14 protein-coding genes are annotated in these 11,665 nt (G+C 64.9%); 6 read left to right on the top strand and 8 right to left on the bottom strand.

Features of this window, described 5'->3' with window-relative positions; genetic code table 11:
• Positions 1–2: 2 nt before the first annotated feature.
• From ACWA1Q_RS04965 to ACWA1Q_RS04955, 3 genes are all read right to left on the bottom strand, one after another.
• Positions 3–197 carry a hypothetical protein gene (locus ACWA1Q_RS04965; RefSeq protein ID WP_463760013.1) on the bottom strand — a complete coding sequence of 65 codons (195 nt, stop codon included), beginning with the start codon at positions 195–197 and terminating at the stop codon, positions 3–5.
• A gap of 84 nt (positions 198–281) precedes the next feature.
• Positions 282–896: an FMN reductase gene (locus ACWA1Q_RS04960; RefSeq protein ID WP_463760011.1), complete on the bottom strand. Its 615-nt coding sequence runs from the start codon at positions 894–896 to the stop codon at positions 282–284.
• The gene (locus tag ACWA1Q_RS04955) at positions 896–2,005 is read right to left on the bottom strand and encodes an LLM class flavin-dependent oxidoreductase (protein WP_463760010.1); all 1,110 of its coding nucleotides are present in this window, start codon (positions 2,003–2,005) and stop codon (positions 896–898) included. The genes ACWA1Q_RS04960 and ACWA1Q_RS04955 overlap by 1 nt, the downstream gene beginning before the upstream one ends.
• 156 nt (positions 2,006–2,161) lie before the next feature.
• Here ACWA1Q_RS04955 and ACWA1Q_RS04950 point away from each other — a divergent pair, with 156 nt between their 5' ends.
• The gene (locus ACWA1Q_RS04950) at positions 2,162–3,319 is read left to right on the top strand and encodes an acyltransferase family protein (RefSeq protein WP_463760008.1); all 1,158 of its coding nucleotides are present in this window, start codon (positions 2,162–2,164) and stop codon (positions 3,317–3,319) included.
• A gap of 115 nt (positions 3,320–3,434) precedes the next feature.
• Here ACWA1Q_RS04950 and ACWA1Q_RS04945 read toward each other — a convergent pair whose 3' ends face one another.
• Together ACWA1Q_RS04945 and ACWA1Q_RS04940 are read right to left on the bottom strand one after the other, a co-directional pair.
• Positions 3,435–3,893, bottom strand: coding sequence for a VanZ family protein (locus tag ACWA1Q_RS04945; RefSeq protein ID WP_463760006.1), 459 nt, complete (start codon positions 3,891–3,893; stop codon positions 3,435–3,437).
• Between the two features lie 4 nt (positions 3,894–3,897).
• Entirely contained in the window at positions 3,898–5,406 is a 1,509-nt protein-coding gene (locus ACWA1Q_RS04940) for an APC family permease (protein WP_463760005.1), read from the bottom strand.
• Between the two features lie 89 nt (positions 5,407–5,495).
• Between ACWA1Q_RS04940 and ACWA1Q_RS04935 the strand changes: the two genes are divergently transcribed.
• On the top strand, positions 5,496–7,184 hold the full coding sequence (locus ACWA1Q_RS04935) for a glycoside hydrolase family 13 protein (RefSeq protein ID WP_463760003.1): 1,689 nt from the start codon (positions 5,496–5,498) through the stop codon (positions 7,182–7,184).
• A gap of 112 nt (positions 7,185–7,296) precedes the next feature.
• Here ACWA1Q_RS04935 and rpsO read toward each other — a convergent pair whose 3' ends face one another.
• Positions 7,297–7,566 carry a 30S ribosomal protein S15 gene (gene rpsO / locus ACWA1Q_RS04930; RefSeq protein WP_090710911.1) on the bottom strand — a complete coding sequence of 90 codons (270 nt, stop codon included), beginning with the start codon at positions 7,564–7,566 and terminating at the stop codon, positions 7,297–7,299.
• A 182-nt stretch (positions 7,567–7,748) separates the two neighbouring features.
• Between rpsO and ACWA1Q_RS04925 the strand changes: the two genes are divergently transcribed.
• On the top strand, positions 7,749–8,405 hold the full coding sequence (locus ACWA1Q_RS04925) for a pyridoxine/pyridoxamine 5'-phosphate oxidase (RefSeq protein WP_463760001.1): 657 nt from the start codon (positions 7,749–7,751) through the stop codon (positions 8,403–8,405).
• A gap of 66 nt (positions 8,406–8,471) precedes the next feature.
• Entirely contained in the window at positions 8,472–8,672 is a 201-nt protein-coding gene (locus tag ACWA1Q_RS04920; protein WP_463759999.1) for a DUF5302 domain-containing protein, read from the top strand.
• Here ACWA1Q_RS04920 and ACWA1Q_RS04915 read toward each other — a convergent pair.
• Entirely contained in the window at positions 8,669–9,130 is a 462-nt protein-coding gene (locus ACWA1Q_RS04915) for a PaaI family thioesterase (RefSeq protein ID WP_463759998.1), read from the bottom strand. The genes ACWA1Q_RS04920 and ACWA1Q_RS04915 overlap by 4 nt on opposite strands.
• Before the next feature lie 30 nt (positions 9,131–9,160).
• Positions 9,161–10,048, bottom strand: coding sequence for an LLM class flavin-dependent oxidoreductase (locus ACWA1Q_RS04910; RefSeq protein ID WP_463759996.1), 888 nt, complete (start codon positions 10,046–10,048; stop codon positions 9,161–9,163).
• A gap of 86 nt (positions 10,049–10,134) precedes the next feature.
• On the opposite strand from ACWA1Q_RS04910, the gene ACWA1Q_RS04905 reads away from it, so the two are divergent.
• Complete coding sequence (locus ACWA1Q_RS04905) at positions 10,135–11,265, top strand: M4 family metallopeptidase (RefSeq protein WP_463759995.1); 1,131 nt, start codon at positions 10,135–10,137, stop codon at positions 11,263–11,265.
• 19 nt (positions 11,266–11,284) lie between these two features.
• Positions 11,285–11,653 carry a protealysin inhibitor emfourin gene (locus ACWA1Q_RS04900; protein ID WP_463759993.1) on the top strand — a complete coding sequence of 123 codons (369 nt, stop codon included), beginning with the start codon at positions 11,285–11,287 and terminating at the stop codon, positions 11,651–11,653.
• Positions 11,654–11,665: the final 12 nt, after the last annotated feature.

Below are 11,665 nucleotides of genomic sequence, written 5' to 3'. Positions count from 1 at the left end.
GTTCAGTCGCGTGCGCGTGCCCGAGCCCACCAGGCCCAGCCGACGCCGATCAACACGAGGGCGACCAGGGCGATGAGCAGGAACTTGATCGCCGCCGCGAGGAACGACAGCGCGATGTTCACGATCCAGGTGGCCACGACGATGGCGAGGACCAAAACGATGATGCCGACGATGAGATTCTTGGTGGAAGTCTTCATGCCACCAGTTGAGCACATCTGCAGGCTTCTCGTCGGAAGGACTAGGATGCCGCCCGCCGCCACGGGGCGGCATCCGCTTGGGTTCTAGCCACCAACCATGCTGAGCGTGGCGTCGAATCCGAAGGGGTCGCGCACGCTGCTCGATCGCTCGGACGCGAACACGAGCGGAACGAGCTCGCCGGCCGCACGGTCGATCCGGTCGGGCAGGGTCTTGATCTTGTCGGCGCCACTTCCCCAGTCCTCGGATGCCGCGAACACGCTCGTCGGCACAACCACAGCGTGCAGGTACGTGAACATCGGCCGGATGGCGTAGTCGAGGGCGAGCGAGTGGCGCGCCGTTCCCGCGGTCGCACCGATCAGGACGGGCATGTCGGTCAGCGACCTGTTGTCGAGGATGTCGAAGAACGACTTGAACAGTCCGCTGTAGCTCGTCGTGAAGATCGGGGTCACGGCGATCAGTCCGTCAGCACCGGTCACCGCGTCGATGACGGCCTCGAGCTTCGGGCTCGCGAAACCGGTCAGCATGTTGTTCATGATGTCGGAAGCGACGTCGCGCAGCTCGACGGTCGTCACCTCCACTTCTGCACCCTGCTCTCGCAACCCTGCGGCGGCGGCGTCCGCGAGGCGGTCGCCGAGCATCCGTGTCGATGACGGCTGACTGAGGCCAGCAGAGACGACGGCAAGCTTTCGCACGGTCATTACTTCACCTCGGAATCGACGAGTTCGGGCGCCGGCGCCTGTGCGGCGGCGGCCAGGGACGAGTGGGTGGGGCCATCGGGGACGCCTGCGGCGCGGCCCTTCGCGAATTCACGACGAAGGACGGGGACGACCTCTTCACCGAGCAGATCGAGCTGCTCGAGCACGGTCTTGAGCGGAAGACCGGCGTGGTCCATCAGGAACAGCTGACGCTGGTAGTCGCCCACATAATCGCGGAAGCCCAGCGTTCTGTCGATGACCTCCTGCGGACTGCCGACGGTGAGTGGGGTTTGCGACGTGAAGTCCTCGAGGCTTGGGCCGTGACCGTAGACCGGAGCGTTGTCGAAGTAGGGCCGGAACTCGCGAACAGCATCCTGTGAGTTCTTGCGCATGAACACCTGGCCGCCGAGTCCGACGATGGCCTGATCGGCACGGCCGTGGCCGTAGTGCTCGAACCGCTGCCGGTAGAACGCGACCATCTTCTGGGTATGTGATGCCGGCCAGAAGATGTGGTTCGAGAAGAAACCGTCTTCGTAGTATGCGGCCTGTTCGGCGATCTCGGGGCTTCGGATCGAACCGTGCCAGACGAACGGCGGCGTACCGTCGAGCGGCCGTGGCGTCGCCGTAAAGCCCTGGAGCGGAGTGCGGAATTCACCCTCCCAGTCGACGACGTCTTCACGCCAGAGCCGGCGCAACAACGCGTACTTCTCGAGCGCGAGGGGGATGCCCTGGCGGATGTCTTCGCCGAACCACGGGTAGACCGGGCCGGTGTTGCCACGGCCGAGCGTCAGGTCCATACGGCCACCCGAGAGGTGCTGCAGGGTCGCGTAGTCCTCGGCCAGACGGACGGGGTCGTTGGTCGTGATGAGGGTCGTCGCTGTCGACAGGATGATGCGCTCTGTCCGTGCGGCAAGGAAGCTGTTGATCGCAACAGGGCTCGAGGGGAAGAACGGCGGGTTGTGGTGCTCACCCATTGCGAAGACGTCAAGGCCGACGGCCTCGGCATGCTGGGCGATGGTCAGGATGTCCTGGAGCCGCGAGGCATCGGTCGGCGTCTGACCGGTGGTGGGGTCGGTGGTGATGTCACCGACGCTGAAGATTCCGAACTGCATAATTGCCTTTCAGCGGGAGAGATGTTCATTCATATGAATGGATATCGAGTGTAACGGACTCCGATCGCCATCTATTCCTTGGGCGAACTGCTTTCGCAGAATGCCAAACTACTTTCGCAGAATAGGGTGGAGGTCGGCAGCGAGCGAGGGAGCACCATGAGCGCGGAAGCGGGGGGAAAGCAGGCAACAGCCGCGCCGAAAGAGCGGGTCCCGTTCTGGGACAACGCGCGTTTCGCCTGCATCGTCCTCGTCGTCATGGGGCACGCCATCCAGCGGATCACCTATGACTCGGATGCCGCGCTCGTCACGTACCTCTGGATATATGCGTTCCACATGCCCGCCTTCGCTATCGTCAGCGGTTACTTCACCAAGAGCGGGTCGCCGAGCGTTCGCCAGATGAAGAGGGTGATCACCGACATCCTCGTGCCGTACGCGATCATGGAGACGATCTGGACCCTCGTGCAGTTCCTTGTCGAGGGCAAGGGCGAACTGAACCCGACCCGCCCGAGCTGGACACTGTGGTTCCTGCTCGCCCTCGGCATCTTCCGGCTCGTGTTGCCGTACCTCGCGCTCCTGCGCTGGCCGCTCGCCGTGTCGCTCGTCATCTCCGTCGGTGTGGGGTACCTGGACAACGTCGACAGCACTTTCTCGCTCGCCAGGGCACTCGGCATCCTGCCGTTCTTCGTCCTCGGCTGGCAGCTGCACCGGTGGAAACTCGTCGATCGGTGGCGGGTGGTCGAACGCCAGACCTGGCTGATCCGAGGGATCGCTGCCCTCATGCTCCTCGGCTGGCTTGCCGTACTCGTGCCGTTCATCGATCTCTGGCGAACAATCGACTTGCGCTACTGGTTCTTCTACGATCAGTCCTATTCGGGTCTTGGCGGCGAGCAGTGGTGGGCCGGTGGGGTCCGGCTCGGCCTCATCGTTCTCGCCACCCTGCTCAGCGCGGCATTCTTCGTTCTGCTCCCCCGACGGGAAACCTGGATGACCACACTCGGGCAGTACACGATGTACGTGTATCTGCTCCACAGCTTCGTCCTCTACCCACTCCGCGAAAGCGGGGTACTTCGCAGCGACGAACTCCCCGAGGTCTACCTGGTCGCGATGCTGATCTTCTCGGTCGTGATCGCGATCGTGCTCTCCAGCCGCCCGGTCCGAAGGCTTTTCCGTCCGCTCGTCGAGCCAAAACCGCGCTGGCTCTTCGCCGACTCGGAGGATGCTCCCGCAGGCCCGTCCAGACGTGATCCGACGGGCGCAATGCGTGCTGTGTCGCCGGAGCGCCCGCATCACCCGGAACCCCCGTCGTTCCGCTGAAGGCTGGAATTGGCGCGAAATTGCAGTTGCGCACCCAAGAACCACCTCACGGGGGAGATTGGGTGCGCAACTGCGATTTCGTCCAGCGCTGTTCGTGTTGGTGTGACCGCGATGCTCAGCGCGCAACGGGAACGGCCCGGCGGGCCCTGGCGATGCGAAGCTCGCGTGCTTTGCGTGCCGTGAGCACGAGACCCGTCAGCACGCCGAGAATTCCGCCCGTAGTGTTCGCGAAGACATCCTGCGGGTCAGGAAAGCGAGTCGGAAGGAAGATCTGAGCCGTCTCGATGCCGACGGTCAGGAAGAAACCGAGCAACATCGCCAGCCACCACAGCCGTCGGCCGAACAGCAGCACCAAGAACAGCCCGATCGGAACGAACATGCCGATGTTGGCGAGGAACTCGAGCCGGGTATAAGTGATCCATGCCGTCACGTCGTGGCGCGCGAAAAAGGCGAGGGCGCGCGACAGTAGTCCGGTTGTATTGCTGTCGAACGGCTGGGGTGAAAGGGTCACGAAGCCGACGAACGCCAGATACGCGAGCGTGAAGAATCCGAGTACCGGGTGTCGGTGAAGCATTCCCCTAGTCTGCAGCAGAACCCTGAGCGGTCTTCGCAAGGCGGGCCTGCTCCCGCCCCAGCACAGAGTTCCTGCGCCCGTACACGAAGTAGATCAGGAGGCCGATCGCGAGCCAGATGCCGAAACGCACCCACGTCAGCGTTGTGAGGTTGAACATGAGCCAGAGGCACAGGACGGCGGAGAGGATCGGCAGGAACGGCGAGAGGGGCACCCGGAAGGCTCGCGGCAGGTCGGGGCGCTTCTTCCGCAGGACGAGAACGGCGATACTCACGAGGACGAACGCGCTGAGGGTTCCGATGTTGATCATCTCCTCGAGCACCCCGACATCGGTCAGGCCGGCGATGAGGGCGACGATGACGCCGGTAAGGACCTGGATCCGCACGGGAGTGCGCCGTTTGTCGCTGGTGACACTGAGCGACCGCGGCAGAAGGCCGTCGCGGCTCATCGCAAACAACACCCGCGCGAGGCCGAGCAGGAGGACCATGATGACGGTGGTGAGTCCCGCGAGGATGCCGACCGAAATCACCTGGGCGGCCCAGTCCGCCCCGACGGCTACGAACGCGGTGGCGAGCGACGGATCTTCCGCTTCGGCGAGGGTCGTGTACGGCACCATCCCGGTGAGGACGAGGCTCACGCCGATGTACAGCACGGTGACGATGGCGAGGCCCCCGAAGATTCCGCGCGGAAGGTTCTTCTGCGGGTCACGCACCTCTTCGGCACTCGTCGCCACCACGTCGAACCCGATGAATGCGAAGAACACGAGGGACGCCCCGGCGAGCAGTCCGAAGACTCCGTATTGCGCCGGTGCAGCCCCGGTCAGGAACGAGAACAGCGACTGCGACCAGACGTCGCCGGTGCCGCCATCCGTCGGGCGCTCCTCCGGGATGAACGGAGTGTAGTTCTCGACCTTGACGAAGAAGGCACCGACGACGATGACAAAGAGCACAATGGCGACCTTGATGATCGTGAAGACGGCCCCGACCCGTGCCGACAGCTGGGTTCCCAGAACGAGGAGGGTGGTGAACACCGCGACGATGACGAACGGTCCCCAGCTGACTTCGAGACCGAGAAGGTTGATCGTGTCCGGCACGTTCCAGTCCCACAACTCGAACACGAGGGAGAGGTAGATGCCCCAGTATTTGGCGATGACCGCGGCCGCGGTGAGCATCTCGAGGATCAGGTCCCAGCCGATGATCCACGCAAGCAGTTCACCCAGGGTCGCGTAGGTGAAGGTGTATGCGGATCCGGCGACGGGAACCGTCGACGCGAACTCGGCGTAACACATGATCGCGAGCGCACACGTGACGGCGGCAAGGACAAAGGCGAGGCTCACCGACGGACCGGCGTAGTCACCGGCCGCCCGCGCTCCGACGGAGAAGATGCCGGCGCCGACCGCGACGGCGACACCCATGACCATAAGGTCCCAGGTGCCGAGGGTCCGCTTCAGGCTGCGGTGTTCGAGGTGTGAATCGGCGAGCGAATCCTCGATACTTTTCGTGCGCCAGAGACTCATCGATCTTCTCCTCATCCGTGACCCGAACAGGGCACGTTTTGACAATGCCAGAACTCGCGTCGCGCGTCGAGAGTGAGAGGATCGATTGCATGACGGATGCCACAGAGAACGGAATGAAGGACGACACCACGACCGCAGCCCCGTGGTGGACACGGGCGGTCGTGTACCAGGTTTACCCGCGGAGTTTCGCGGATTCGGATGGAGACGGGATCGGCGATCTCGGCGGCATCCGCTCGAAACTCGGCTACCTCGCCGAGCTCGGCGTCGACGTGATCTGGCTGTCGCCGGTGTACCCGTCGCCCCAGCACGACAACGGATACGACATCCGGGACTACGAGGACATCGATCCGGTGTTCGGCTCCCTGTCCGACTTCGATGAGTTGGTCGCCGACGCGCACTCCCGTGGCATCCGGATCGTCATGGACCTCGTCGTCAATCACACGAGTGACGAGCATGAGTGGTTCCGCGGGTCGCGGTCGTCGACGGACAACCCGAAACGGGACTGGTACTGGTGGCGGGCCCCACGCGAGGACGGCAGCGCACCGAATGACTGGACGAGCGCGTTCTCCGGTCCGGCCTGGACGCTCGACGAGACGACCGGCGAGTACTACCTGCACCTGTTCGCCAAACAGCAGCCTGACCTGAACTGGGAGAACCCCGAGGTGCGGCAGGCCGTCTACGCGATGATGCGGCGCTGGCTCGATCGCGGCGTCGACGGATTCCGGATGGATGTGATCAACCTCATCGCCAAGCGCACCGAGTTCATCGACGGCGACCAGCGGGGCACAGGGCTTGGCTTCACAATGGGACCACAGATCCACGACTTCCTGCAGGAAATGAACCGCGAGGTCTTCGCCGGGCGGGAGGGCGATTACCTCACGGTCGGGGAGATGCCGGGGGTCAGCATCGATGATGCCGTTCTGTTCACCGATCCGGCCAGGGCCGAGGTCGACATGGTGTTCCAGTTCGAGCACGTGTCGCTCGACTCCGGCAGCCACAAGTTCGACGCGATTCCACTCGACTTCGTGGCCCTCAAGACCAACCTGGCCCGCTGGCAGGACGGTCTCGCCCAGCGCGGCTGGAACAGCCTCTACCTCAACAACCACGACCAGCCGCGGCTCGTCTCGCGGTTCGGCAACGACGGTGAATACCGGGTTCAGTCGGCCACGCTGTGGGCGCTCGTGCTGCACCTGCACCGCGGGACGCCGTACATCTACCAGGGCGAAGAGATCGGTATGACGAACGTGCGGTTCGAGTCGATCGAGTACTACCGCGACATCGAATCGATCAATCACTACCGTGAAGCGGTCGAAGAGTTCGACGCCTCCCCCGCGAGCGTCCTCGCGGGGGTCCACGCGCGTGGCCGCGACAACGCCCGAACACCGATGCACTGGGATGCCAGCGAGCACGCCGGTTTCACGACCGGAAAGCCGTGGATCGAGGTGAACCCGAACTATCCCGAGATCAACGTCGAGGTGGATCGGGCGTCGTCCTCGAGCGTCTTCGACTTCTACCGCACGCTCATCGCCCTCAGACATGAGAGCGAAACCGTCGCGCTCGGTGACTTCACGTTGCTCGCCCCGTCTCATCCGACGCTGTACGCGTTCACACGAACGCTCGGAGCCGAGACGCTCCTCGTTGTCGCGAACGTGTCGGACGAGGGCTTCGACGGGGAGATTCCTGTCGACGTGTCAGGTGCACAACTCGTCCTGGGCAATTACGCGAACGACGCCGACGGGCCCCTGCGCCCGTGGGAGGCACGCCTGTACCGGTTGTGACCGGCGCGCCCCGCGGCATCCGGGCACAAAAAACGGGCCGTTCACCTCGCGGTGAACGGCCCGTTTTCAAGAAGTTCGCGGTGTCAATCGACTCCGTAACTGCCTGCCTGAATTAGCGACGCAGTCCGAGACGCTCGATGAGCGAGCGGTAACGGTTGATGTCGACATCAGCCAGGTAGCCGAGGAGACGGCGACGCTGACCAACCAAGAGGAGCAGGCCACGACGTGAGTGGTGGTCGTGCTTGTGCTCTTTGAGGTGCTCGGTGAGGTCTTTGATGCGCTGGGTCATCACAGCGATCTGGACCTCGGGGGATCCGGTGTCACCTGGGTGGGTTGCGTACGCTTCGATGATCGCCTTCTTGGCTTCGCCTTCAAGTGCCATAGGTTGATCCCCTTTTCTCTCGTTGCGCGGTGCCCGTCACAGAATGTGCAGGCTCTCTTTATCCGCGGCCGTTTGACGGCAACCTCAAGAGTTTAGCAGGTTTCATCTCGCCGGACGGCGGTAGGGTGAACGCCTCGACCGCATCGACGGGGCGCGGTTCGGAACCGTTCGAAAGGGATGCCATGACCGACTCTCTCGCGGCAACGTTACGTGCATTGCGAAGTTTCCCAGACGACTTGCCGACACTGTTGGTGGACTCGGCACCGGAGGACCCGGTCGAGCTGTTCACGAACTGGCTCGGCGAAGCAACCGACGCCGGCGTTTTGGCCCCGCACGCCATGACGCTGTCGACCAGCGGACCGGACGGCGTCGTCACCGCGCGCACCCTCATCCTCAAGGACATCGACGAGCGGGGCTGGCTCTTCGCCTCCCGCGACGACAGCCCGAAAGCACGGGACCTGGGCGCCAATCCCTTCGCCGCCCTCACCTTCTTCTGGCCAGCGCTCGGACGGCAGGTGCGGGTGACCGGCCCGGTTCGCGAACGCCCGCAGGCCGAGGGTGAAGCCGACTTCCTCGCCCGACCAGTCGAGGCGCGGGCGGCCGCATTCGTCGGGCACCAGAGCGAACCGCTCGCCTCCCTCGACGAGTACGCCGCCGCGCACGCGGATGCCGTCGCGCGCGTCGCCGAGGACCCTCACCTCGTCGCCCGAACCTGGAACACCTGGGCGGTCGCTGCCGACTCCGTCGAGTTCTGGCAGGCCTCCCCCGATCGCGCCCACATCCGGCTGCGCTACTTTCGGCACGGCCGGGACTGGGAACACGGCCTGCTCTGGCCGTGAGCTCTTCACCCGGCACCCGTCGCTGTTTACACTGGGACGGCATCCGATCCAGATCGCGAGGACACCATGACTTCCGAGACACCTGAAGCGAACGCGGACGACACCCGTGCCTCCAACGAGACGAAACAGAAGTTCCGCGAGGCCCTCGAGCGCAAGAAGCAGCAGTCGCAGGGCAAAGGCACCGACCACCTCGACGGGAATTCAGCGATCCATGGCGCGCACGGGCCTGCGACGCACCAGCGGGAGTTCCGCCGGAAGAGCGGCTAGTCGCTTCGCTCGAACACGAGAAGTGACGACGTCGCCGTTGCGAGAACGCGGCCGGCGGCATCCGTCAGCGCAGCCGACGCGAAAGCTGCCCTGCGTCCGAACGAGATGAGGCTCGCTTCGGCGCGCACACGCCCGGTTTCGGCCGTCATCGGGCGGTGGTACGACGTCTTCAGTTCGAGGGTCGTGTACGCCTGCGTCGGCGAGATGCGGGTGTGCACAGCAGCTCCGCACGCGGAGTCGAGCAGTGTCGCCGCGAATCCGCCGTGCACCGTTCCGGAAAGGTTCATCACCGACGGGCCCGGGTCTCCCTCAAAAACCGCGAATCCCTTGCCGACCTCGGTGAGGTCGAAGCCGAGTGCCTCCCCGATTGGCGTCCGTGTGCCGGAGGCGAGAAGTGCCTGCAGTTGTTCGAGGCCGGAGGGGGGACTGCCGGTGGAAGCGCTGTCGGAAAGGTTCATCCGACCAGCTTAGGGATCCCGCTGCCGCCCTCAGCGCAGCGCCGGAAGCCGTGCAGCGACGTGCTCGAGGATGTTCTCCGAGCCGGCGAAGATTCCGTTCGCGCGCGGCCAGTGGGTGATGACGTCGGTGAAGCCCAGCTCGGTCGCCCGGCCGACTGCCTCGTCGAATCGACCGATGCTCTCGAGCGCGTAGAACCCGCCCGAGTCGATCATGAGGTAGCGGTCGGGCCCGAGCGGGTCCGTCCCGACCGAGAGCGCAGCGTCTTCGAATCGATGAGCGAGGTCAGCCACCGACGTCCACCATTCCTCCCCGACGGCACCGTCTCGCCCTGTGGTCACCCAGCCCTGCCCGTACTCGGCGGCGAGCCGCATTCCCTTGGGCCCGTTCGCCGCCACGACGAAGGGCACGCGCGGGTGCTGGGCAGGACCACCGACCATCCGGGCGTGAACCGCCGTGAACCAGTCCCCGTCGAAACTCACTCCCCCGCTGTCCGGCAGTTCGTGGCGCAACAGAAGGTCGAGCCCGGAGACGAACTCAGCGAATCTTTCGTGGCGCTCGCGGGGCGAATATCCGGCCACGCCGAGCACCCCGGCGTCGAAACCCGTGCCGCCAGGACCGAGCCCCAGCTGGAACCGGCCGCCGGAGATCTCGTCGAGGGTCGCGATCTCCTTGGCGAACGGAACAGGATGCCGGTAGTTCGGCGAGGCAACGATCACTCCGATCGGGATACTACTCGTCGCAAGTGCCGCAGCGGTGAGCGTCGGAATCGTTGCGTGCCACGGTTCATCGGCGAGTGAACGCCACGACAGGTGGTCGTAGGTCCACGCTCCGTCGAACCCGTATTCTTCGGCCGCAGCCCACTTTCGCCGGGCAACAGGCCAGGGATCCTGCGGCAGGATCGTTATTCCGATTCGCATGCGCCGAGTCTACGGTCCGCAGAAAATCTCCCCCGCGCCGCCGATACCCGCCCACCATGTCGGGGGCGGGTGTGAGAATTCCAGATATGAGAACGCGACCGCAATCTGCACCGACAGCACCGCCGGCGTCCGCTCGACCCGCTGCGCCCCACACTCAATACCGCTGCTCCATCGTGCCGCCGTATCTGCTCGCCCAGCTGGCCTCGCTCGAAGATCCCCGGCTGCACCGTGCCCGTGAGGCTGCGAGGCACGTTCTCGAGAGCGAACACGTGCACCATGCTGTCCGCCCAGGCGAACCACCGACCATGCGCCCGCCGGTGGTGCGCCCCCGAACCGCTCCGATCGCCAATCCCTCGCAGCCCAATCGTGCGATAGCGGATGCCGGTGGAACCGAAACACTCCCCGGTCGCCTCGTCCGCCGTGAGGGGGAGCCTCCCGTCGACGACTCGAGCGTCAATGAGGCGTACGACGGACTCGGGCACACCCACGCGCTGTTCTGGGAGGCGTTCGAGCGGGCATCCGTCGACGGCGCCGGCTCTCCGCTCGAGGCGACCGTCCACTACGGCGATGCGTACGACAACGCGTTCTGGGACGGAACCCGGATGGTGTTCGGCGACGGCGACGGGCAGGTGTTCGCCGGTTTCACGAAATCGCTGAGCGTCATCGGGCATGAACTCGCACACGGCGTGACCCAGTACACCGCGAATCTTGTCTACTCGGGGCAATCCGGTGCCCTGAACGAATCGGTATCCGATGTGTTCGGCGCGCTCGTCGAGCAGCACTCCCGCGGCCACGACGTGATCACGGCGAGCTGGCTGATCGGTGAGGGGATTTTCACCGACGAAGTGGAGGGCACGGCGCTTCGCTCCCTGAAAGCACCGGGCACCGCGTATGACGACGACGTGCTCGGCAAGGATCCACAGCCGGCGCACATGGACGATTTCGTCGAGACCGACGACGACAACGGCGGCGTTCACATCAACTCGGGGATCCCCAACCGGGCGTTCTACCTTGCGGCCGCAGCGATCGGCGGGAACGCGTGGGAACGTGCTGGGCGCATCTGGTACGAAACCCTCACCAGCGAAATCAAGGCCACCACTGACTTCGGAGGGTTCGCCGACGCGACAGTCGAGGTCGCCATAAGACTGTACGGTGCCGAGTCCCCTGAGGCAGCGGCCGTCCGCACCGCCTGGGGAGAGGTGGGCGTCATGAGCTGAGGGGAGTACGATCACGGGCATGAAAGTGACCGTCACCCGAAGCGGCGGCTTCGCCGGGATCGCCCGCAGCTGGCACGTCTTCGTCGAGCGCGAACCCGACGAAGAGTCATGGGTGGTCCTGCTCCGCAAGCTGCCCTGGGACGAAGTAACACGGGAGCCAACCCAGCCGGACCGCTATCTCTACCGGATCAATTGCGAACCGCGCTCACGCGTGGATCGTCCCGACACCCCCGACGTGCCCGAGCGGGTCCTTCCCGAGCCTCGGGAAGCCGTCATTCCCGAGCAGAGGCTCACCGGACCGTGGCGAGAACTCGTCGACCGGGTCCGCGAGCGTGATGAAGAGAAGCGGGAACTACGACCGGCCGCTGGCCCCGACGACAACAGCTGACCGGCACCGCCG

This window comes from Mycetocola sp. TRD_SC_2 (assembly GCF_055361225.1).
The sequence above is the reverse complement of the archived record's forward strand: the minus strand, read 5'-3'. Positions and strand labels throughout refer to the sequence as shown.